18 protein-coding genes and 2 pseudogenes are annotated in these 22,034 nt (G+C 59.3%); 11 read left to right on the plus strand and 9 right to left on the minus strand.

The annotated features are described in order from the left end of the window. Window positions 1-999: 999 nt before the first annotated feature. From NKJ94_RS33815 to NKJ94_RS33830, 4 genes and pseudogenes are all read right to left on the minus strand, one after another. Window positions 1,000-1,424: pseudogene (locus tag NKJ94_RS33815) on the minus strand (D-amino-acid oxidase); the annotation flags it as partial. Window positions 1,425-1,637: 213 nt separating this feature from the next. Continuing rightward, window positions 1,638-1,781: pseudogene (locus tag NKJ94_RS33820) on the minus strand (LacI family DNA-binding transcriptional regulator); the annotation flags it as partial. A 694-nt stretch (window positions 1,782-2,475) separates the two neighbouring features. After that, entirely contained in the window at window positions 2,476-3,432 is a 957-nt protein-coding gene (locus NKJ94_RS33825) for an FAD-binding oxidoreductase (protein WP_352531692.1), read from the minus strand. Between the two features lie 211 nt (window positions 3,433-3,643). Continuing rightward, complete coding sequence (locus NKJ94_RS33830) at window positions 3,644-4,501, minus strand: LysR family transcriptional regulator (RefSeq protein ID WP_352531694.1); 858 nt, start codon at window positions 4,499-4,501, stop codon at window positions 3,644-3,646. Between the two features lie 133 nt (window positions 4,502-4,634). Between NKJ94_RS33830 and NKJ94_RS33835 the strand changes: the two genes are divergently transcribed. The 7 genes from NKJ94_RS33835 to NKJ94_RS33865 all read left to right on the plus strand — a co-directional run bounded on the left by NKJ94_RS33835 (window position 4,635) and on the right by NKJ94_RS33865 (window position 12,492). Continuing rightward, on the plus strand, window positions 4,635-5,717 hold the full coding sequence (locus NKJ94_RS33835; RefSeq protein WP_352483364.1) for an amidohydrolase family protein: 1,083 nt from the start codon (window positions 4,635-4,637) through the stop codon (window positions 5,715-5,717). Between the two features lie 11 nt (window positions 5,718-5,728). Continuing rightward, the gene (locus NKJ94_RS33840) at window positions 5,729-6,082 is read left to right on the plus strand and encodes a Rieske (2Fe-2S) protein (RefSeq protein WP_352531696.1); all 354 of its coding nucleotides are present in this window, start codon (window positions 5,729-5,731) and stop codon (window positions 6,080-6,082) included. Between the two features lie 112 nt (window positions 6,083-6,194). Beyond that, on the plus strand, window positions 6,195-7,802 hold the full coding sequence (locus NKJ94_RS33845) for an ABC transporter substrate-binding protein (RefSeq protein ID WP_352531698.1): 1,608 nt from the start codon (window positions 6,195-6,197) through the stop codon (window positions 7,800-7,802). A 100-nt stretch (window positions 7,803-7,902) separates the two neighbouring features. Next, a complete protein-coding gene (locus tag NKJ94_RS33850; protein WP_352531700.1) occupies window positions 7,903-8,949 on the plus strand; it encodes an ABC transporter permease in 1,047 nt (348 codons plus the stop codon). Next, complete coding sequence (locus tag NKJ94_RS33855; RefSeq protein ID WP_352531702.1) at window positions 8,946-9,830, plus strand: ABC transporter permease; 885 nt, start codon at window positions 8,946-8,948, stop codon at window positions 9,828-9,830. Before NKJ94_RS33850 ends, NKJ94_RS33855 begins: the two co-directional genes overlap by 4 nt. Further along, window positions 9,820-11,451 (plus strand): ABC transporter ATP-binding protein, encoded by a 1,632-nt coding sequence (locus tag NKJ94_RS33860; protein ID WP_502904241.1) that lies wholly within the window; start codon window positions 9,820-9,822, stop codon window positions 11,449-11,451. Before NKJ94_RS33855 ends, NKJ94_RS33860 begins: the two co-directional genes overlap by 11 nt. Window positions 11,452-12,009: 558 nt before the next feature. Beyond that, the gene (locus tag NKJ94_RS33865) at window positions 12,010-12,492 is read left to right on the plus strand and encodes a YybH family protein (RefSeq protein ID WP_352531706.1); all 483 of its coding nucleotides are present in this window, start codon (window positions 12,010-12,012) and stop codon (window positions 12,490-12,492) included. Between the two features lie 409 nt (window positions 12,493-12,901). On the opposite strand, the gene NKJ94_RS33870 is transcribed toward NKJ94_RS33865, so the two are convergent. The 4 genes from NKJ94_RS33870 to NKJ94_RS33885 all read right to left on the minus strand — a co-directional run bounded on the left by NKJ94_RS33870 (window position 12,902) and on the right by NKJ94_RS33885 (window position 15,969). Then, on the minus strand, window positions 12,902-13,177 hold the full coding sequence (locus NKJ94_RS33870) for a hypothetical protein (protein WP_352531708.1): 276 nt from the start codon (window positions 13,175-13,177) through the stop codon (window positions 12,902-12,904). Between the two features lie 755 nt (window positions 13,178-13,932). Beyond that, window positions 13,933-14,178 (minus strand): DUF6074 family protein, encoded by a 246-nt coding sequence (locus NKJ94_RS33875; protein ID WP_352531710.1) that lies wholly within the window; start codon window positions 14,176-14,178, stop codon window positions 13,933-13,935. A 745-nt stretch (window positions 14,179-14,923) separates the two neighbouring features. Further along, window positions 14,924-15,157 (minus strand): hypothetical protein, encoded by a 234-nt coding sequence (locus NKJ94_RS33880; RefSeq protein WP_352531712.1) that lies wholly within the window; start codon window positions 15,155-15,157, stop codon window positions 14,924-14,926. Between the two features lie 620 nt (window positions 15,158-15,777). After that, window positions 15,778-15,969: a DUF3606 domain-containing protein gene (locus NKJ94_RS33885; RefSeq protein ID WP_352531714.1), complete on the minus strand. Its 192-nt coding sequence runs from the start codon at window positions 15,967-15,969 to the stop codon at window positions 15,778-15,780. 587 nt (window positions 15,970-16,556) lie between these two features. Between NKJ94_RS33885 and NKJ94_RS33890 the strand changes: the two genes are divergently transcribed. From NKJ94_RS33890 to NKJ94_RS33905, 4 genes are all read left to right on the plus strand, one after another. Further along, window positions 16,557-16,694 carry a hypothetical protein gene (locus NKJ94_RS33890; RefSeq protein ID WP_352531716.1) on the plus strand — a complete coding sequence of 46 codons (138 nt, stop codon included), beginning with the start codon at window positions 16,557-16,559 and terminating at the stop codon, window positions 16,692-16,694. A gap of 844 nt (window positions 16,695-17,538) precedes the next feature. Further along, window positions 17,539-19,536 carry a conjugal transfer protein TraG gene (locus tag NKJ94_RS33895; RefSeq protein WP_352531718.1) on the plus strand — a complete coding sequence of 666 codons (1,998 nt, stop codon included), beginning with the start codon at window positions 17,539-17,541 and terminating at the stop codon, window positions 19,534-19,536. A gap of 4 nt (window positions 19,537-19,540) precedes the next feature. Beyond that, window positions 19,541-19,975 carry a CopG family transcriptional regulator gene (locus NKJ94_RS33900; protein WP_352531720.1) on the plus strand — a complete coding sequence of 145 codons (435 nt, stop codon included), beginning with the start codon at window positions 19,541-19,543 and terminating at the stop codon, window positions 19,973-19,975. Window positions 19,976-20,218: 243 nt separating this feature from the next. Beyond that, window positions 20,219-20,395, plus strand: coding sequence for a hypothetical protein (locus NKJ94_RS33905; RefSeq protein WP_156937418.1), 177 nt, complete (start codon window positions 20,219-20,221; stop codon window positions 20,393-20,395). A 779-nt stretch (window positions 20,396-21,174) separates the two neighbouring features. Here the strand turns inward: NKJ94_RS33905 and NKJ94_RS33910 are convergent. Next, complete coding sequence (locus tag NKJ94_RS33910) at window positions 21,175-21,480, minus strand: hypothetical protein (RefSeq protein WP_352531722.1); 306 nt, start codon at window positions 21,478-21,480, stop codon at window positions 21,175-21,177. Between the last annotated feature and the right edge of the window lie 554 nt (window positions 21,481-22,034).

A 22,034-nucleotide genomic window follows, 5' to 3' on the forward strand; every position in this document is an offset into this window, starting at 1 on the left:
GTCATGCTCTGCCCCCGCCGGACGACGCTCAACGCCAGCGCGACGACCGGTTCTTGATCACTACCTCAACCGCAGGCGCCCCTCCCGCGCAGCGGGTTCGTTCCTCGGCCCGATCAAGACGTTCGGCGCATTGCCGCTAAGCGTCCGCTTTGCTGCGCAATCCCGCCGTGTGCAGGTCTTTTCACTATGCGGCCGCCGAATCCATATGAGGACTTTGCAGGCCTAGTCGAGGGCAGAGCAATACGCTAGCTTCTCACTGACTTCGATCGGCTTCTCCGCGGTTTGCAGCCATCCCAGCAGGATCGCAGCTTCGGGAAACATGGGTGCTGGCGAGCATCATCGCGCCATGGCGTAGAAAAGGCGATGGCTCCCCGGCCGAACGAAACTGCGAACTCCGAGCTGCCGATTCCCCTCAGTACTACGCCAGAGCCCATTGTCAGGTTGCGGAAGCGTGATCGCGACCGCGCCGAGCGGATTCCGCTTGCCGGTGGCCCGAAGCCGACATTGAGGGAGCGGGCCGGCTCGCTGGCTGTTGAGAAGGGTGAAGTCCGGACAAAAGATCTGACCGACATCGGCGTTCCTCGCTGCTGCCTCGCCAGGATGTGCGAGGAAGGTTTGCTCATGAGGGCGGGCTATGGACTGTACCGCGCCGCAGGTCCCAAAGCAGCCTGATCGCACGATACGAACAGCTCTTGCGGGCGTAAGATGCGGACGAAAACCGAAGTAGCATTAGATAGGCTGGCGTACGAAAAGGCGGGGCTTGTATTTCTGATGCTCGCATTTGTAGACAGTGCTCGATTAGGGAGAGTCAGTCGCCGCCTTGGCCGACAATTGCAGATTGTCAAAACTCCACGCTCAACAAATGCCGGCACCATTGGCTGCGTGTCCGTGATTGAATCTTGGAGTGGCCACCGGAGGCACGCGTGGCTCCCAGGACATCAATCAACGGACGCCAGGGCGGGGCGCGACATTACGGCTGTCGGCCTTCAGATCGGCTTTTCAGCCGAAACGGTTCACGCGGAAGCTTGTAAGCATGGGGTGCGGGTTGCTGGAGGCGATCTCCCTCGCAAGCAACTCACCAGCGATGAGTCCGAACGTGGCGCCGCTGTGGCTGAAGGCCACGTATACGCCGGTGACAGCCTCGACGGCGCCAAGCACAGGCTCGCCATCGCCGGGGATCGGCTTCGGGCCGACGGCATAGCCGTTGAGTTGGAGCCGGGATTCCCATCGAGCACGGCACTGGCTTCGTCGAATAGCCTTAGGACGGCCGAGTCCAAGACCAGTGCGCCGTCGGGCGTTGGACGCACGGCCACGCGCGGCGTGTTCAGCACCGCGCGGAGAGCGATCTTGATCGGTCTGGTCTTTACGAGCAATGAGATCGGCGTGGCGTCGAGGAGATGAACGCCAATTTCGGCGATCGGAGCGGCGGCGGCGGAGCTTCTCTTGAAGAGGTTGATGGCCGCCACGTTACTTTTCGAGCACCGTGTCCTGGCGGCCCCCTTGTGGTGCTTGCGCAACTCCGCCTCGACGTCATGGGCAATGCGGGCGAAGAACGGATTCTGAATGTCGCCGGACACGAAGCCGACGAGAGGCAATTGCCCGCTGCGCAGCGCCTGGGCGACGCGGTTGGCCCGATAGCCCAACCTGTCGGCTGCCTCGATGACGCGAAGCGCAGTCTCGTCGCCGACATAGCCGTAGCTGTTGAGCGCCCGCGCAGCCGTCGCACGCGATACGTTTGCCGCGGCGGCAACGTCTTTCAGGGTGATCCCCTTCTGCGTCAAGACCTATCGATCCTCCGGCGACCTGGGCGGCATGCCGGGAGCATCCGGCCCAGCATTGCAGCCACCCTTGTGCCGCATATCGGTGCGTTCTCAAAGTACCAAGGCCGCTTGTGCACGTTCTTTCCGCAAATAGGATTTTAATCTTGTTGCCGGGCCGCCCGGCGGGTCAAGTGCCTCTAGGCACGCAATCGTTCCGGCATCTCATAACCTGTACCCAAACATAGATGTTCGCCGTTCGTGGCCTTTCATTCAAAGCGAGATAGAAAGGGCAGGAGTGGACAAAAACCGCTCTCAGCGGGATCGAATATCGCACGATCAGCGAACATCGGTGGTTGCGTGTCCCCGCAACCACCGCGCTTATAAACCTCGGAGGGCTCTAGCGTCACCTTTGGGCTCGGACAGCATTACGAGTCGGGCAGACATCATTTGGTGCCGTAAGTCACTGGGTTCGCCACTGTATACGAGTACATGCGAAGGATCTGGCTGGGCTGACCACCACTTGCCCTTTGTCTTGGTTGCAAAGACAGCCGATTGGGCACTCATTTCCTAGTGATTGTGCACGAGACGATTTCGCTGGTGAAAGTGGTAGGCTGGACAACAGGTTCCGAAACGCTAACCACTTGCGGTCGCATTAGGATGGCTTGGTCGTGGAACGCAAAGGGGTGATCCGATTTCGTCCCGCGATGCGGTACAATCAGAGATCAAGCAAAACGTCGCCTTGTGGGCGGCTGCAGCACGCCAGTATGTAACCTGCCGATTTGTCCTCCAAGGTCAGCCCGCCTAGGTCATCCATGACGACTTCGCCGGACAGCTTGGCGATCCGGCACGTACCGCAAACTCCCTGCTGGCAGGCGGTGGGGACGTAGACGCCACATTGGCGCGCCGCTTCCAGCAGGGTCTCTCCGGGCGCGCAGTGATGCGCAATGCCGGAGCGGGCGAAGCGGACCGAAGACGAAATCTTTGAAGCCAATACTGAACGCGAACTGTTGCCGCCTCCGAAGCTCTCCTCATGATACTGTGAAGGGGCGAGGGCGATCGCGTCCAGGCAGCCGCGTGCCGCCTTCATGTAGGATTCCGGCCCACAGGCAAAGACGGTGCGGCTGTGGAGATCGGGAACCAGATTGAGGAGCATCTGACTGTTAATGCGTCCAGTTGGACCGGTCCAGGCTGGGTCTTCCTGACGGCAAATGCAAGTCACTTGAACATTGGGAAAGCGAGCAGCAAGTGCGTCCAGTTCGAGCCGAAAGATGATGTCGTCCGGCGTTCTCGCACTGTGAATGAAGTGGATATCCTGGTCGGCTGCGCGGTCGGTAAGTGCCCGCAGCATCGACATGACGGGAGTTATCCCGCTGCCACCTGAAAGGAAGAGGGACTTTCCATGCGGCAGATCGTCGAGATTGAACGAGCCGAGCGGCCCTTCGATCTCGATCCCATCGCCCGGCCTCAAATTGTCATGGAGCCAATTCGAAACGAGCCCGTCCGGCGTCCGTTTCACGGTGATCTGAAGGTCGAGCGGTCGCGTCGGTGGTGACGACACAGAGTAGGAGCGCGTCACCGCGGCACCGTCGATCCTCAGGTGCACCAGAACATACTGGCCAGCGCTGAAGCAGAACATCCGATCAGAAGCGGGTGTGAGAACGAATGTTTTCACATCGTGCGTTTCGTCGATCACGCGCCGGCAGAGCACAAGCTGCGGTGTGGTCTGTGCCCACTGCCGGTGACGCTTTGTTGGGACGAAGCCGGAGGCTCCTAAGGCCGCGTGTGCATTCATCATTCAACTCGGGTTTGAAGTCGAGCCAAGATGCCACTTCAAACCTCGCTGAACAGCCGCGCAATCCTACCTTTATGATCGGCAATTTCGATTAAACTTCCAGTGACATAACAGCCACCTGGAGAGCTCGGATGCCTTTGCGAATAATAGGTTCGTGTTTGCGACGCGCGAGTATCGCGGTGTGGACTGGCTGATGCAGCGTCGGCGCTCCCTCGACGAGGAACGATGGGAGTTCAGCAGTGAACCTGCGCGCATCGTCGCTGCGCATATAGCAGGTGCCGCCCGTTCGTCGGAGCATGATCTCCGCCAGAGTTTCCGATCCCGTCGAAAGCCGACAGATCGCCAACTCGGCCAGCAGCTCTGCGTGCGTCTTTTCCAGCACGGCGGTGTAGCCCGGGCGAATGTAGGTTTCAGGGTCGACGTCGGACAGCGTTCTGGCGGTCGTCGAAACCATCACATATTCCTCGACCATCAGATGTTCGTAGGCGATCTCAGGCAGGTAGCGAGGCGCATAAAGCACGGCGATATCCAGATTTCCCATGCTTAGGTCGCTGACCATCTGGTTCGAATAATCCGACTCGACATGGATCGAGGATTTTGGAAGGGCCTGGCACAGTGTCTCGACCCATCCGGGCAGGACCGACCGGGTCATGCCTACCTGTGCGGCGATGCGCAAGGTGCCCTCGAAACGGTTGAACGCTCGCACATCGTGTCGAGCTTGCGACCAGGTTGACAGCAGGGATCTGGCGTAGGCTTCGAACCGCCGTCCGGCGGCTGTCGGCTCAGCACCGGCGCGCCCGCGCTGGAAGAGCTCGGACCCGATCGCGCTCTCCAGATTCTTGATCCGGGTGCTGATCGTCGACTGGGTCAACCCCAGCCGATCGGCGGTGCGATTGAAATTTCGCGACTCGATGATGTCGAGAAAGGTTTCGATGTGATCTAGCTGCACGTGACCTCCAATCGAAAAAGTCGATCATATTGCGCTGGATCATAAGCTTGATCAAACAATACTCAAGGCGGAAGCTGCATGGGAGAATTCGGCCGGCAGCATCGACCAGGCTGAAGCTACGGAGCTGAGCAACGTGTTCATAGTCGACTGCGATTGTCACAATTACTGGTCAAGCGCCACCGTATTGGAGCCTTACCTTTCCGGCCTATGGAAGGACATGTTCGTCGAAGGCGAGAAGACAGGTCCCGTTGGCGCCTTCCCGCATGGCCATCGTCCCTGGTTTCATCCGCAGGACTTCTCCCGCAAGGACGTCCGTCCGAAAACGGAAGCCGACAACTATCTCATCATGAAAGAGAAGCACCTCGACAAGTACAAGGTCGATGTGGCGATCCTGACCGGCGATGAGCCGATCGAGGCTTCCACCCTCGCCAATCCCTATTATGCCAGCGCCCTCGTCAGCGCCTACAATGACTACCAGATCGACCAGTGGCTGCCGAAGGACGATCGCTTCATGGGCTCGATCATCATTGCGCCACAGGATCCGAAGCTCGCGGCCGCCGAGATACGCCGCTTGGGCAATCATCCCCGGATGGTTCAGGTTCTTGCCTCGCAAGGCTCCGTCAAGCCGTATGGCGACCCGTTTTACCACCCGATCTATGAAGCATGCGCCGAAGTGGGGCTGCCCTTTGCCATTCATCTGGGCGGCCATGGCGGCGTGAATTCGACCGCGATTGCTCCTGCCCCGACGACGTTCTTCTGGGAGACGCACGCCATCCTGCACATGTCGGCGATTTCACATGTCGCAAGCATGATTGCGCATGGCGTGTTCGAAAAATGGCCGGACCTCTACTTCGTCATCATCGAATGCGGCGTGGCCTGGGTGCCGTCGGTATTGTGGCGCCTGGATGCGGATTACAAAGCGCTGCGCAAAGAGACGCCATGGCTGAAGATGCTGCCGTCGGAATATTGCCGGCGCAACATCCGCTTTTCCACGCAGCCGCTGGAGCAGCCCGCAAACATTCAGCATCTCTGGTCCACTCTCGAAGCGATGGACGGGGAAAATACGCTGATGTTTGCCTCCGATTATCCGCATTGGGATTACGACGACGCCAACACGCTGCAAATCCCTCCCGCCTGGAAGAGCAAGATCATGGGGCTGAATGCGCTGGAGGTCTACAAACGCATCCCCCGCGCGCAAGCGGCGAATGCCGCCTGAGGAAGCAGACGATGCCCGAGAAGACATATATCTGCCGTGTCGACGAGATCGAAACCGGATCTGCCTTCATCGCCAAGATCCGCAGCCTTTCGGTCGGGGTTTTCCGCATCGGAGATTCATTCCACGCGCTGCTGAACGTTTGTCCGCACCGCGGCGCTCCGCTTTGCGAGGGACCGCAATGCGGAACAACGGCACCGGTTGAACAGGCGCAATTCATCTACCATCGCGAAAACGAGATTGTGCGGTGCGCCTGGCATGGCTGGGAATTCGATATCAAATCAGGCGCGGCTTTGGTCGATCCGTCCGTTCGAGCGCGCACATTTCCAGTCACCGTCGAGGCAGGGAGCATCTATGTGACGGCCTGATTGAGGTATGGATTTGAGGAGCTAGAAGAAAAGGTGATCGCGGCTAATGAGCAGATTTCTTCACAGGTGATTGACGAACAATAACGCGGAAAATCCGCAATGGGAGAGTCAAATGTCAGAGTCTGAATACAAGCTTAGTATCGCTCAAAGCCTGATTGGTCGCGACAAGGTTTCTCGTCGCGACTTCATTCATCTTGGGCTGGCCACGGGGCTGACCGTCGCCGCTGCGGACAAGCTCTTCGTCAGCACGGCACGGGCCGAACCGCTGCAGGGCGGCTTCGCCAAGCTCGGCATGGCACATGGCGCAACAACGGATTCGATCGATCCGGCCGGCTACCCGGATACGTTCACACAAACCGCGTTCTCGGGCTCGATGTCCAACAGCCTCACCGAGGTCGACGCGAAAGGCAACGTCCAACCGGACCTGGCCGAGAGCTTTGAATCATCGGACGGGGCCAAAACCTGGGCCTTCAAGCTGCGCAAGGGCGCAACCTTCCACAACGGCAAGAATGTAACGGCGGACGACGTCGTGGCTTCGCTGCGCTATCATATGGGCGACGAAACCAAATCGGCGGCGAAGCCGCTGCTTGAGCCCGTCGCGAGCATCAAGGCGGATGGCCCGGAAACGGTTGTCTTCACGCTGAAAAGCGGCAACGCCGATTTCCCCTACATCATGAGTGACTACCATCTGGTCATCATGCCGGCCAAGGACGGCAAGGCGGATTGGGGATCGGGCGTTCGCACCGGTGCTTTCGTGCTTGAGAATTTCCAGCCCGGAGTTTCGGCAAAACTCAAGCGCAATCCGAACTACTTCAAGAACGGCAAACCCTATCTCGACGAGGTGGAGTTCATCGCCATCACCGATCTCGCCGCTCGCATGGCCGCGTTATCGACAGGCGAGGTGGACTATATTGGCCGCGCCGACCTCAAGACCCTAGGCATGTTGAAACGCAATCCCAAGGTGGAGATCGTAGAGGTCACCGGCTATGGCCACTATACCTTGCCGATGAATGTCACGGTGGCGCCGTTCGACAATCCAGACGTCCGAATGGCTTTGAAATGGGCGATCAACCGTCAGGAGATCGTCGACAAGATCTTTCTCGGCCACGCCACTGTGGCCAACGACAACCCGATCGCGCCGGCGATCAAATTCGCTACGAATCCGCAGCCGCAACACAGTTTTGATCCCGAAAAAGCCAAGCACTATCTGAAAAAGGCCGGAATGGAAAAGCTGAAGGTGGACCTCTCGGTCGCCGATGCCGCTTTTGCAGGCGCTGTGGACGCGGCTGCCCTCATCCGCGAGACGGCAGCCCAGTGCGGCATCGACGTAAACGTCGTGCGTGAGGCTGAGGACGCCTATTGGGACAATGTCTGGCTCAAGAAACCTTGGTGCGCTTCCTATTGGAGCGGTCGCGCGACGGCCGACTGGATGTTCACGCAAGCCTTCGCCGCGGACTCCAGCTGGAACGAATCGTTCTGGAAAAATCCCCGCTTCAACGAGTTGCTTGTCCAGGCGCGCGCCGAGACGGACGAGGCCAAGCGGGCGGCAATGTATGCCGAGATGCAGCAACTGACCCATGACGATGGCGGCAGCATCGTGCTGGTCTTCAACAATTTTGTCAGCGCCAAATCCAGCAAGCTCGCACATGGCGAGGTGGCGCCGAACTGGGAGAACGATGGACTGAAGATGGCCGAACGCTGGTGGATCGCCACTGCGTGAGAGTGCGGGCCGGACCCGCGATGGCTATTAGGCTCCGGCTTGCAACCGCGTGCCCTGACTGGTGTGGCAGGGCGGCGGCAGCAACGAGAAAAGCATACCCATGAACCCCGTCGCAAGAACGGTTCTGCAGCGCCTTGGCCTCGGCCTGGTCACGCTGTTCATCGTGTCCATCATTATCTTCTCTGCGATTGCAATGCTGCCGGGCGACTTCGCCAAGGCGATGCTCGGGCAATCCGCGACACCCGAAACGGTCGCCGCCTTCCAGCGAGAAATTGGCATCGACCGTCCGCCTGTCGAGCGCTACTTCGTCTGGGTCGGGCAGATGCTCCACGGTGATTTCGGCTCTTCGTTCGCGAGCCGCACCGGGTACCGGCGCACCGTGGCCGAGATCATCGCGCCACGCCTCTACAATACGATGTTCCTTGCATCGATGACCGCGCTGATAGCAGTTCCGCTGGCCCTGGGACTGGGCATCCTCGCTGCGCTCTACCGCAATGGCTGGTTCGACCGGCTGGTGAACGCAGTGACGCTGACAACCATTTCGTTCCCGGAGTTTTTTGTCGCCTATATGCTTGCCTACCTCGTCATCTCGCGCGACACGTTCATCGGATCCGAGTTCGCACAATCCCTGCCGCACTGGCTTGCGGTCTCACTGAACTGGATACTCAACGCAGTTCCCAAGTTCCCGACATTGTCGAATGTGAACGACCAGACGCCGTTTTGGGAGCATGTCTGGAGAGTAGCCTTGCCGGCGATCACGCTTACGCTCGTCATCGTTGCCCACATGATGAGAATGACACGAGCGGCGATCATCAACATGCTGGCAAGCCCCTATATCGACATGGCGCGTCTCAAGGGAATGTCGCCCATGGCAATTGTACTCAGGCATGCCTTGCCCAACGCATGGGCTCCGATCGTCACGGTGGTGGCGTTCAATCTTGCTTATCTCGTCGTCGGAGTGGTCGTGGTCGAGGTCGTGTTCGTCTATCCGGGCATTGGTCAGCTGATGGTTGATGCGGTGAAATCCAGGGATGTTCCGGTTGTCCAGGCCTGCGCCCTGATTTTCGCCGCGACCTACATCCTGCTCAATCTGACCGCCGACATCATTTCGATCGCCACCAATCCAAGGCTCTTGCATCCACGATGACCAGCTACGAACCCATCGCTCAGGTTCACAGGCTGAGGCGCTCGCGCACCACCCGGGCGAAGACGGCGCTGAAGAAGGCACCCTTCAGTGCATGGTTCGGCATCCTCGTGATCCTCGGCTATGTCATCGTTGCGGTGTTCGCGCACTGGATAGCCCCATACGGCGAAACGCAGGTCTTCAGCGAAGCCTTCGCACCGTGGAGCCAGCAGTTCAAATTGGGAACCGACCAGCTCGGCCGCGATATGCTCACACGCTTGATCTACGGAGCGCGCAACACCATCGGTATCGCGGTCGCCACCACATTGCTGTCCTTCGCGGTTGGCGTCTCGCTCGGCCTTCTTGCCGCATTGTACAGGGGATGGCTCGACCAGATACTGTCGCGTGCCGTGGATGTGTTGATGTCGATCCCAAGTCTGATCTTCGCTCTGGTGCTGCTCTCGATCTTCGGCTCGTCGATCACCAGCCTGATCATCATCATCGCGCTGCTCGATTCCACGCGCGTGTTTCGGCTATCACGTGCCGTCGGGCTTAACGTGGCCGTGATGGAATATGTCGAGGTGGCGCGATTGCGCGGCGAAGGCCCGAAATGGATCATCGCCAAGGAAATCCTTCCCAATGTCATGCCGCCGCTGGTCGCGGAGTTCGGCTTGCGATTTTGCTTCGTATTCCTCACGATCGCGGCACTGTCCTTCCTGGGTGTTGGTATTCAGCCGCCGACCGCTGATTGGGGGTCGATGGTGCGCGAGAATGCGACCCTGATCACCTACGGCGATGTTACGCCGCTGCTGCCGGCCGGCGCCATCGCCCTCCTCACGGTGTCCGTGAATTTCGTAGTGGACTGGTTCCTGCACGCAACCAGCGGGTTGCGCGATGAGAAATAGCGGTCCCGGCTTGCGCGAAAAAGGCAAGGATCTACTTCAGATCCGCAATCTGCATGTGGAAGGTTTCTCGGACGAGCGGTGGCATCCCATTGTCCGCGGGGTCGATCTGGCGCTGAAGCGGGGGGAGGTTCTGGGCCTGATCGGCGAGTCTGGCGCCGGCAAATCCACCATTGGCCTTGCGGCGATGGGTTACGCCAAGCCGGGCTGCCGTATCACACAGGGCTCGATCCTGTTCGACGGGATCGATCTTCTGGCACTCAACGAGACAGGGCGCCGCCGCCTCAGAGGCTCCCGCATTGCCTATGTCGCGCAAAGCGCAGCGGCCTCTTTCAATCCGGCCCACCGACTCCTCGACCAGACTGTTGAAACTGTAGTGGCGCATGGGATTGCCAGCCGCGAGAAAGCGAACCGGAGTGCGGTCGATCTTTATCGGCGTCTTCAGCTTCCAGATCCGGAGACCATCGGCTTCCGCTATCCTCATCAGGTTTCCGGCGGACAATTGCAACGCGCAATGACCGCGATGGCGATGGCTTGTCATCCGGACCTCATCGTCTTCGACGAGCCAACGACGGCACTCGATGTGACGACGCAGGTCGAAGTTCTCGCCGCCATTCGCAACATCGTGCAGGAATTCAACACGGCTGCAATCTATGTGACGCATGATCTGGCGGTGGTGGCGCAAATGGCGGACCGCATCATGGTTTTGCGTCATGGACTTACCGTGGAGGAGGCTGAAACACGCCAGATGCTCGCCTCGCCCAGCCAGGAATATACCAAAACGCTCTGGGCCGTGCGCAAGCTCGCCAAGCCCGAAGTTCCGGCCGATGAATATCTGCTTACGATAGACAACATCACCGCGGCTTACGCCCGGACGGTCCAGGTGCTCCAGGATGTCTCCATCAAAGTTCCACGGGGAAGAACAGTGGCTGTGGTGGGCGAGTCCGGTTCCGGGAAATCGACGCTCGCTCGCGTCGTTACCGGCCTGTTGCCGCCGCTTTCGGGGTCGATTTCCTTTGCCGGCCAGGCCCTTTCCAAGACCCTTAAGACGCGCCCAAAAGAGATTCTGCGCCGCATACAGATGATTTATCAAATGCCCGACAACGCCCTAAATCCGCGCCAGACAGTCGAAGAAGTCGTAGCTCGGCCGCTTGAATTCTACCGTGGCCTCAAGGGTGCGCAGCGGGATCGGCGGATCGGCGAACTCATGCACATGGTCGAGATGAGCGAAACTCACCTGGACCGTCTGCCGGCCGAACTCTCGGGGGGCCAGAAGCAGCGCGTTTGCATCGCCCGAGCGTTGGCCGCCGATCCGGAACTCATCATCTGCGACGAAATCACGTCTGCGCTCGACCAGATTGTGCAGGAGGAAATCCTGAAGCTCTTAATGCGGCTTCAGCGCGAGCTCGGCATGAGCTACATTTTCATCACCCATGACATTGCCACCGTGCGAGCGATCGCCGACCAAATTGTGGTCATGCACCAGGGGAAAGTCGTCGAGCAGGGATTGAAGAGCGAAATTCTGACGCCGCCGCATGCCCCCTATACCGAACGGCTTTTATCCTCCGTGCCAGAAATGGATCCGGACTGGCTCACAAGGCTGCTGGCCAGCCGGAGGATATGATCGTCGGGCAGAGCATCGCGTGTCTTCCATATCGCCACGATTTTACAGCTTCGCGGTCGGCCGTACGCAACAATGCGGGAAAATTGACGGTTCTCGCCGCACAAATCAATTGATTGGCGAGATGAACGCGAGCACGGCACTAAGCCAGGTTCATCAAGACCTTTATGACCGCCGATGCATGACTCTGTCATATGTCGACGACATTCAAGATATATGTGATTGGCCCGCCACGCATGAAAACGATGCCCAGCGGCGCCGACAGAATACTTTTCAGCATGCTGCCCCTTCCAAAGGTAGTCGGTCACCTTCAGTGGCAGTGATTGGGTCGCAGCAAAGCATCATTGCGGCGCCAGCACAACCGCTCTGCCAGGATCCTCGCCCCCGCTTCCCCAATTTCTACAGCGGCGCCGAAACGCTCGCTGGTGAGGCTGTGCGCGCCGGTCCCGGCTGCGCCGCTGCGCTTGCGCCATCATATCAGATAAGCCTAATGTAAATCATGATCCGATCATTGAGCGGACGCGGCGGCGCACTCGGGTTGGGGCTATTCATCCGGCGAATATGTCGAACACGCAAAGGGAGGACGAGATAAGACTGGTTAAGTCATTTGCTTTTGCTGCTGTGCTGCTTCTTTCGTCTGCGTTGTCTGCGGCCGCCCAGTCGGCTCGCGAGGACATCGAAGCGGCGCTGACGAAATTCACGGACGCCTTCAACAGCGGAAATGCGGCGGCGGTGGGTCAAATGTATACCGAGGATGCCGCCGTGCTGCCGCCCGACGGCAAGCGCGTTGATGGCCGCAAGGGCGTGGAAGAATTCTGGCAGGGTGCGATCAAAGGCGGGATGAAGAATCTCACCCTGAAGTCGCTGGAAGTGGAAGAGAGGGCGAACCTCGCCTACGAAGTTGGCGCATTTACGCTCGATGTGCCGAGCAAAGGCGGTGCCCTCTCCACCGTTGCGGGCAAGTATCTCGTCGTCTGGAAAAAGGGCGACGACGGGACATGGCGCCTGCATCGGGACATCTGGAACTTAGGTGCGGCCCAATAGGATTGATATCCGGGCCCTCATCGACCGTCTTTGCGAAGGCTAGGGCGGCTCTATTGACCGGGATCTGGTGCCCTATTGCCAGCGCTGTTGATAGGCAAAACGATGGGACCGGCTAACCGCGCGGTTTGGCTTTCGGGTCTGGCGCGCTTTCCAATGGATTTGCCGCCAATTTGGCGGATCGCCGATCGCTTACCAAGAGGGACTTCTTTTTTCTGGCCGGCAGCTCATTGCGACCGCCATCCACGGTCGCTCGCGCCTTCTCAGCAATCGCATAGTCGGCTCTGTTTGTCCGATAGTCTTCTTTTTGCCTAGACATGTTGCTTTCTTACCGAAGATTAACGCGGCATAGCGCCAAGCAGTTCCGAAGATAGCAGTACGAACGGACACGGAGATGGCGGGGTATGATAACTTAGTCCACCCTGTCGCGCAGTGGCTTCTTGCGCTTCTGCGGGCGGTATTTCTCGACCAGCCCGACCTTGTCGGTGTCGACTGTCACCGGCGGTCCAAGGTCGATCGTCACCTTCTCGTCATCGATCCGGGTGACCTCACCACTCAGTTCAATTTGCTGGCCGCGATTCACCTTCGTGCGATCGACGATCGAGTGCGGGGAGCCATAGCTCGGAATCGAGACGGTTACGCGGTCCTCTGTGACCCGCCTCCGTACAGTCGCGGTGATTGCGACCACGTCACCAATTCCAATTCCCCGCTTCATGAAATGAGCGTGTACGGCCTTAATCAAGGGGTTGCTAATGTGCGAGACAGCGCGCTTCGCTCCAGCGGGTATGGCCCAGCGGCTTGGTTGCGGGAGGGACTGGCAGCTAGAGGCCGCTGGGCCTTGACCACCAGCGAGCTTAAGAGGAGGCGCTGTGCTGGCTGACCAAAAACTTGCGCTCAGGGCAACGGAAAAGCATCATTCGAACGAACACTGCCGCCGGAAGCTTATTCCAGCCGATAGAGCCACCATGGAACGCAAGCCCAGCAAACCGGATTCACCAAACATCGCAGCAGGACCTGCGCTTGCCCGTCCATGGCCGCGCTAGTCCTTCGGCATTCAGGATTGCGCCGACGCGGAGCAGCCAGCCGACCCATTATAGACCGCGACGGACGATGATTACGGCCAGCGCGGCGATGGGCAGCGAGCGTAACGATTGGCGTAAGTGGCATGTTTCACGATCTCAATTGATTGGCTCTGCCAGGTTTCCAGCTGGCTGCCACCGGGCGCGTTCCAGCTGGAGTAGACAATGAAATATTCGAACTGGCTTTTTGGGCGGGAGCCGCGCTAGTTGCCTGCCTTTTGCCGAAACTGGCTCGGGCGAGCCAGTGACGGATGAGCATATTGCAATAAGGGGTTGAGAAACCTAGCATGACGGCAGCAGTGCTGGTAACCCGTGCGAAGCCTAGTCGAGTCTGCAAGCGGCAATCATTCGTCGTGAGTCGACGCTAGCGTGTGCGTTTCGCAGCACTCCGGCTGGCTATCTCGCCTAAGACGGCATGAAGAAGCGCTCCAACTTCCTGTTCGGCGCGCCCGGGTGCAATTCCTGATTCGGACAACTGAACGAGAATTGTCTTGGCGGTGCTGCGCCAGAACGCATTCGCATCCTCCCCGTTCTTGGATTCCAGCGCGCGGGCAATTCCCTCGACCAACTTCCGCCGCCGATACAGCGGAAACGCGCTTATGTTTGACACCGATCACCTCACCCATTCAGTCTCGCGATTAAGCATTGGCGGGTTAGAAAATCTGGTTAACGGCGTATTCTTTTTGGCAGGTGAGCATGTAGTAAGAGTTCTGTGGGGTCGGTGAACGGTGCCGCGACTAGCCAATGAGCGCGATGGCTTGGGCGCAAACTGTCGGGCAGGAATGGGTTAGAGCGGACATTGGCCGCTGTCCGCTCTTCAGTAAAACAGCCGTAGAAAGCTGCCTGGCTCACGACTTGAACTGGCTAGGATTGTCGATGACGGCGGAGCCGTTTCTCGAGCCCCTGACAGGCGCTGGCCAAGCCGAAGAGGCTGCCGGTTCCGGCGTCGTTGAAGACAATGTTTCCGCGTTCCCGTCTGGTCGAATGAGGCGTCCGTAAGAGGCGCGACCGTCGACGAAACTCAAGCTCTGCCAAAGCAGTACCCGTTTGCATTTGAGAGGAACTGCCGTTCTTTTGAAACGCTTAATCGTGGCGAGAGTTCGGCTCTGCACGACAGCGTTTAGTCTTCGCCAAAACGCGCGAACTTAAGGGCGAAGGCGGAAGCTAGTATAACCGCTTACGCCCGTGCAGCTGGCAACAGCCCGCCACACGATGGTCCAAGGTTTGAATATGGCAGTCACTTTGCCGGCTTTTTGTCTCATAGCGTCCTCGCCTTCTCCGCCATCTTCAACATGCTCAACGGCGCCCTCAGACTGGTCGGCTTCCAGTTCGCGGGCTGCGATCTCACCGCCGGCTCATATGCCGTGCTTCGCCTCGAGCAGCGCTCTGCCGGCCTTGATGCACTCGACCGCTTCCAGCATCGCGGCCGACACTCTGGCGGCCGGAAAAATCTCGACAATGCTCCCCATCGATTCCAGATCGAAGACGACGTCCTCAGAGCCGGTGTCATTGGCTGGCGTTCCGGAATAGCCGATGTCGTCACGATAGCTTTGATCGTCGCTGCTGCGCGACGGAGCAAGCCGGCACACGCCGGCATCGTCAGCCGATCGACTTCATTGGCCCCGCGCAGCAGTTCGGAAATGAACAGGTCGACCGGCCTGAGCGCCACGCCTGTCTCTCCGAACTATAGATTGGCAGCTGGGGAATTTTTGGGACAAAGAATGAGCTTGCGTTTCGATCTGACGAGCTCGAGCAGATCGGCCTCGTCCAGGCCAGCCTCTTGAAAGGCAGCCAATATTCGCATTGCGAGCGTCTCGCCGTCCAAGGACGAGCGGGCGATATCCCCGTCACTGCAAACCTGGTCGAAAACGCGTTGGCAAAGATCCAGATCGGACGGGTATAAACCGGCTTGTTTGAAAGGCATTTTGGAACCCCCAAGCTTCGGAAGGGCCGTCACTGGTGATCAAAATTAGCGCCCGTCGCGATGCACGAGGCAACGGTATGTAAAAGGCGGACATTTGCAATGATTGTCCGCCCCAACCGGCTACGAAAATTGTCCCCAACTGGCGGTTGGTAGACGCCAAGCAGCCGCGCAGGTATCGTTTTGTTATGATCGGCCGCACCGGGCACAGCCCACCCCAGCGCCCACGCCCCCGTGCTCGGCGCAACGCTCGATCGACCCGTCGTGCTGTAGAGTGCGGCGGGTTTTTCAATGCCGATCGCGCAGCTCTTTGACTGCCTTGGTGAGGGTCAGACGGTCGTTGCCGTTCTTTTTGATCAGCTTGCTGACCTGGCTCGGCGACACGCCATTTTCCCGCGCGAAATGTTCCACCTCATAAAACGCATCGACCGACAGGCGGCCTCGGTCGAACAAGTCTCGATTGCTCTTGTTCTGGTCCATTTCCGTTTTCCTAATCACTCGACATCCCACGCAGCTGCAAATGAGGATCCGCCCGCCAATCGAGGAATGGCGTACGCATCCTATCAGCGCAGGAAGGGACATTTCTGCGCAGATACAAATTCGGGGCTGTTGGAGCGTCATTTCTGGCTAACGAGTATCAGCTAGCGATTATTCCTATCACCAAGAAGGTGATGGAGACCGCGAAAACTGGTGCACGTCGTCGACAACCGGACCGTTGTCGTTGATCCAGGCACACGCAAGATCGTCAAAGTCATCCAGTGACCTGAACGACTTGGGAAGGAGGAGCCCGCCGTTTCCAAGTTAAGCGGCGGGGCGAAACGTGTTTGATAGGTTCTTGGGCGGCAATCGATTTATAGATCTGCGAGCACCAGGCCTTGGGCATGCTTAATCAACCCGCCGTGCTCATGGGCACGGCGGGTGTTTCAGATGGAGGAGGGTTAGAACACGTGTTAATTTATAATAGCTTTGCCGCAACGGGAGGCGACCAAATCATGGACAAAAGGGTCGAGGGAGACTCGGAGAAACTGGCGCGGGGCGCATCCGAGCTCAGAGTCGAACGGTAGGGCGTGAACGCCTTCCTTCTCGTTGTCGAACTTTTAAACCTTCTGGAAAAGCGCGGAACCATCAGCAGCGACGACGTCGCGAAAATTGCCGATGCCGCAGCACTGGCTGTTGCCGCATCCAGTCAACATGAGCAGCATTAGCAAAGGCTGGGAAAGCGTTCGCGATGGCGTTGCCGGCGACCAAGGTTGGGCGCAGCGGTTTGCTGACCTGGTGGCGCGCCAAGCCTAAGGTGCGCGCGTCAAATCGCCTGGAACAGGGAGCCTGGACGGAGGCGCGGTGGGTAGCAGGCCGACATATCTCGAAGCGCAGCTGCGTTGAGCGATCGGTGGGCGGCTGGCGGTCGCCGCCGACGGATTAGCGAGTCTCAATTTGGTCCGGGGCTGCCGACTCGCTTTGCATCGTCACGTTCGTGCGGGGGGCGCTGGCTTGCACGCAATCAGACCACAGCGCTGGAATGTTTGGGGGACACGACGCCGAAGCGGAGCTAAACCCAACACACGGATTCGTTCCCGATAACGTCGCGCTTTGGCGCAGTTGCCGCACTCTCCTTCGAGAACCAGCGACGGTTCTGCAGCCGGCTTTCGTCGACAAATAGCCACCGCAGCCGCGATCATCTTGCAAATTGCGGATCTTATGCGCGGCTGCCCGTGATCAGGTCGTCGGCAGACAGTGCGATCGGGCGCAAGAGATCGAGCGGCTCTGGGGCCGGACGTTCCAAATGCCAGGTGTGTCGGACCCCTTTCCCATTCGAGGCGCAAGCGGGATAGTTGTGCAAATCTGCGATTTAGTTGATCTCCTTGACGACCACCACAATGAGAACAGTCACGATTTGTTCCAAGGTGGCGCGCAGAAGTCTCGGACCGAATTCTGCAAGTCTTTCGATCTCAGAGTACGTCCTGCCGCTTTTGACAACTCCTCCCCCTTGCAGATCTCGACACTCGGTCTTTCTTCTTGTTCGGGTCATTCAGATCGGAGAAACGACAAGTGCCGGCTACCAAGATTTTGTGGGGACAGGTCCTCACCGCCCTTGGGTTCGTCCTCGTGACGATATGGGCAGCGACACAATGGACGGCATGGCGGCTCGGCTTTCAGAGCCAACTCGGTCCGTCCTGGTTCGAACTGGCGGGACAGCCCATTTATCCCCCGCCGGCATTCTTCTGGTGGTGGTTTTTCTATGATGCCTACGCGCCGAAGGTCTTCGTTGAGGGCGCGGCGATTGCGGCAAGCGGCAGCCTGATGGCGATCGCCACCGCGATCGGGATGTCGGTGTGGCGCGCGCGCGAGGCAAAGGACTCCGCCACCTATGGCTCGGCACGCTGGGCGACGCGAGACGAAATCAGAGCCGCAGGCATAGTCGGTCCGGATGGCGTGGTGCTCGGCAAATTTGACCGTGCCTATCTACGCCATGACGGTCCGGAACACGTGCTGTGTTTTGCGCCGACCCGAAGCGGCAAGGGCGTTGGCTTGGTCGTGCCGTCGCTGCTGACCTGGCCGGGTTCGGCAATTGTCCACGACATCAAAGGCGAAAACTGGGAACTGACGGCCGGATGGCGAGCACGTTTCGGCCGGGTGCTTCTGTTCGATCCGACCAATGCCACATCCGCCGCCTATAACCCTCTGCTGGAGGTGCGACGAGGCGAGCGGGAAGTTCGAGATGTGCAGAACGTGGCAGATGTCCTGGTCGACCCGGAAGGCACATTGGAACGCCGCAACCACTGGGAGAAGACCAGCCATGCGCTGCTGGTCGGCGCCATACTGCATGTGCTCTATGCGGAGAAAGACAAGACCCTTGCCGGCGTGGCAAACTTCCTCTCCGATCCACAGAGGCCAATCGAGACGACGTTGCGCGCCATGATGTTGACCCGGCATTTGGGCGATGCCGGCCCGCACCCGGTCGTGGCGTCGGCTGCCCGAGAACTGCTCAACAAATCCGAAAACGAGCGCTCCGGCGTGCTCTCGACGGCCATGAGCTTTCTTGGTCTGTACCGGGATCCGGTTGTGGACAAAGTGACGTCATGCTGCGAGTGGCGGATCGCCGACCTTGTCGAGGAGACACGGCCGACGACGCTCTATTTGGTCGTGCCGCCATCGGATATCAGTCGCACAAAGCCTCTCATCCGCCTTGTGCTCAACCAGATCGGCCGCAGGCTGACGGAAGATCTCCATGCGAAGGATCACCGACAGCGTCTCTTGATGATGCTCGACGAGTTCCCGGCGCTCGGCCGGCTCGATTTCTTCGAAAGCGCGCTGGCCTTCATGGCCGGCTATGGCATCAAATCGTTCCTGATCGCGCAGTCGCTCAATCAGATCGAGAAGGCCTATGGACCGAACAACTCCATCCTCGACAATTGTCATGTGCGGGTGAGCTTCGCCACCAATGACGAGCGGACAGCCAAGCGCGTCTCAGACTCTCTGGGGACTGCGACCGAGTTGCGCGCCATGAAAAACTATGCGGGGCACAGATTGTCGCCCTGGCTCGGGCACCTGATGGTGTCGCGGCAGGAAACGGCGCGTGCGCTGATGACGCCGGGCGAGATCATGCAGCTTCCGCCGACCGATGCCATCATCATGATCTCTGGCCAGTTCCCAATCCGAGCGAAGAAAGCACGCTACTTCGCCGATCCGCGCCTGGCCGAGCGTGTCCTGCCACCACCGAAAGCCGGAGCGACCATGCCAACCGCGCACTCTGACGACTGGACCGGAACGACGGTCCTTGCTGAGCCGGAAGGCAATCCTCAAAAATCGTGGCGCGTCAAGGATCAGCAGGACGAGGATCCGGCCAATAGCGGCATCCGTCGCCAGCCCGAGCTTCCCGAACACGAGGACATCGCACCCAAGCGAACAACACAGCGCGACGACGAGTTCGACGTCGACAGGGACGAGCCCGACGATGACGCCGGCCGTCGTCGCAGTGTCGATCAAGCTATGAGACGCGCTGCACGCCAGGCCGCCCTTGACCCCACTGATGGCATTGAGCTTTGAGCGCATGAAGAACGCGAAGAAAAAACGTCTGTCTGCCTATCTTGATCCTGACGTGATGAACGGACTGGCCGATTACGCTGGGCGGCGCGAGGTCTCGCTGTCACTGGTCGCCGAGGCTGCGCTCGCATCGTTTCTGTCGCCGGAAGCCGAAGAGCGGAAGCAAGCGGCGATAACTCGCCGCCTCGACCAGATCGATCGACGCGTGCAGCGTGTCGAGCGTGACGTCGGAATTGCTATTGAGACGCTAGCATTGTTCGTCCGGTTTTGGCTCAACTCGACCCCAGCCTTGCCGGAATCCGCTCAGGCCGAAGCCCGCGCGAAGGGTTTGCAGCGTTATGACAATTTCGTCGATGCACTCGGTCGCCGGCTCAGCAAAGGACCAAGGCTGAGGCAAGAAATAGCCGGCGATGTCCCGCCAGCGCCGCCAGCGACTGGATGAGCTGCCGGCAAGACAGGCGCTTCAACAGCCCAACCCCAGTGTCCGATTTCGGAGCTATTTTGCGCAGCTGATGCCCATCAGATCACCGTTCATCGCAGCGGCGGGCCTCGGCAAGATTATTGCCAGCGAAACCGACATCGGGCCACGATCGATGCCCAGGGCTTCTTCTTAGGCGCAGTAACTTTGAAACAAATCCTGCCGGCAGGCGTTCCAGCATGGCGGGCGGCGTTGCCGGAGGACCCAATGCCCGACGAATACAATGACATCGTCATCCCCCAAGACCACGATGCATCGCCACTTCGGGAGGAGGAGTATTTCGTCGTCTGCCCGGCGTGCGGTCAGGCGTTCGACATCAGGTGTATGGCAGAGGCGCTTCATCACAACGAGCTGGGCCACGAGCCCTACGACCTTGACTCGTAGTCGGCAGTTACCGACGACCCTCGACGAACGTCGAGCCTGGTCGAGACCCACACCGAGGGTAAGTTCTCGCTCATCTGGCCCGGCGTTGCCGTCTGATCGGCTTACAACGAATCCCCGTCGCAAGGGCGGAGCTTCGCCGGCACGCTATGTCGTGACAGATACCTTGCGGCCTTTCAGGGACGACTTGATTGCCGTTGCGGTTGTTGTCGATGCGGTCGCGGCCGTCACCGACCGGGTTGTTAACCCAGGGGAGGGCGCTTACTCCACCGCAACCATGTCGCCCAGTTCCGTCGCGACGCTCCGAAGCAGACCTATTGCCGGCATCGGGGCCCGGGACGAACATGTGATCTCCATAATGGGTACGAGCCGGAGCCCATCGCGATTGAAACTACTGACCGGCGATCAGGCGCTCGTTGCAGAGAAAGGTTACGATCGATCGCGATGCCCGCGCTGTCTTCACCCGAAATGTGCTGGGCGTCCACAGCGCACACGTGCGACACGTCCTGGACGGGCGCGCCGCCTGTTGCCGAGAGCGACGATCGCGAATCCGAACGCTGGACGGCAGGTGAGGCGCGGTTGCGATAGGCCAGATCTGACTTGCTTCACCAGTAATCCGAAGACGCCAGGGACGCACTACGCTGGACGCGTGCCCTAGCCGTCGAGCTCCCATTTATCCGTTCGTCCGCTCCATATCCGGCTGGACCGCGCCGCACCCTTGGGCTGTTCAAAGGCGTTGGCATCTTCCCTACGCCGACACCGGCCGTTGTATCGCCGGAGCGTCAACCCGCTGAAGTCCGGCGCCGCTTTCTCAGCCGAGTGATCGCCGACTTGTCGACCGTGATCACCCCGCCGCAGTCAATCCGCACAGAGAGTTTGTTCGCCCCGCAATCGATGCGGGTGACGTCCCCAACAAGAACCACTCGGTCGCCGGCCCGGACTTTGGGTGGCGGATCAATCGTATAAGGATGGTCATACGAAGGAATGCTCACCCTGGCGCGCCCGCTGGGGAGAATCGTGATGACGGTACCTGCCAGCGCAACCTCATCGCCGACCTCAAATTCGCGAGGCATGTTAACGTGCAGCATGGTCTTCCTCCCGATGCTTTCCAAATTGATGCTTTGCTAATGCCCGGCCAACCAGGTTGGTTGCTTGCAATCGGCTTCGTACGGTTCCGCACAATTCCAAGCTGGGGTATGCACTCCCAGTTGGCCTCGGATCGGCATTGTGTGCGTCGAATTCTGCAGAAATGGCTTTACATTCAGCGATGACCTTGGCGCGCCCAGGCCCGCGTTAGCGGAGCGGCGAACTTCCTCTCGGTCGGCGATGGCCATAAACGCGGAGCGTGGAGCGAAAATGGATCCTTCGCCTTCGGGTACTTCGTCCGGTAAACTCGAAGAACGCCGACGCTGGCTTCAGCTGCCACGCGGGTTATTGCAGCAGATCATTGATGCGGGTGTCGCGCGCCTACGGCAGGTCAAGTTCGGTTTCATGCGTCCCGATCTTCAAGGCCAGCGACGCCATCATCCGGCAATGTTTAGCCAGCTCATATGGTGTTCGCAATTGCTGCACATGGAAGGTTCCGATCGGTTGACATTTCAACACCAGAGCAACCGGACAGACGCTGGAAGCGGTCCAAGCC

This window comes from Mesorhizobium sp. M0060 (assembly GCF_040323155.1).
In the GTDB taxonomy this organism is placed as follows: Bacteria; Pseudomonadota; Alphaproteobacteria; order Rhizobiales; family Rhizobiaceae; genus Mesorhizobium.

What these genes read in the sequence shown, in the direction of transcription:
- NKJ94_RS33840 (WP_352531696.1), top strand. Translation starts at nt 5,729, where the DNA reads ATGCCCGAGAAGACATATATCTGCCGTGTCGACGAGATCGAAACCGGA.
- NKJ94_RS33845 (WP_352531698.1), top strand. Translation starts at nt 6,195, where the DNA reads ATGTCAGAGTCTGAATACAAGCTTAGTATCGCTCAAAGCCTGATTGGT.
- NKJ94_RS33850 (WP_352531700.1), top strand. Translation starts at nt 7,903, where the DNA reads ATGAACCCCGTCGCAAGAACGGTTCTGCAGCGCCTTGGCCTCGGCCTG.
- NKJ94_RS33855 (WP_352531702.1), top strand. Translation starts at nt 8,946, where the DNA reads ATGACCAGCTACGAACCCATCGCTCAGGTTCACAGGCTGAGGCGCTCG.
- NKJ94_RS33860 (WP_502904241.1), top strand. Translation starts at nt 9,820, where the DNA reads ATGAGAAATAGCGGTCCCGGCTTGCGCGAAAAAGGCAAGGATCTACTT.
- NKJ94_RS33865 (WP_352531706.1), top strand. Translation starts at nt 12,010, where the DNA reads ATGTCGAACACGCAAAGGGAGGACGAGATAAGACTGGTTAAGTCATTT.
- NKJ94_RS33885 (WP_352531714.1), bottom strand. Translation starts at nt 15,969, where the DNA reads ATGGACCAGAACAAGAGCAATCGAGACTTGTTCGACCGAGGCCGCCTG.
- NKJ94_RS33900 (WP_352531720.1), top strand. Translation starts at nt 19,541, where the DNA reads ATGAAGAACGCGAAGAAAAAACGTCTGTCTGCCTATCTTGATCCTGAC.
- NKJ94_RS33905 (WP_156937418.1), top strand. Translation starts at nt 20,219, where the DNA reads ATGCCCGACGAATACAATGACATCGTCATCCCCCAAGACCACGATGCA.
- NKJ94_RS33910 (WP_352531722.1), bottom strand. Translation starts at nt 21,480, where the DNA reads ATGCTGCACGTTAACATGCCTCGCGAATTTGAGGTCGGCGATGAGGTT.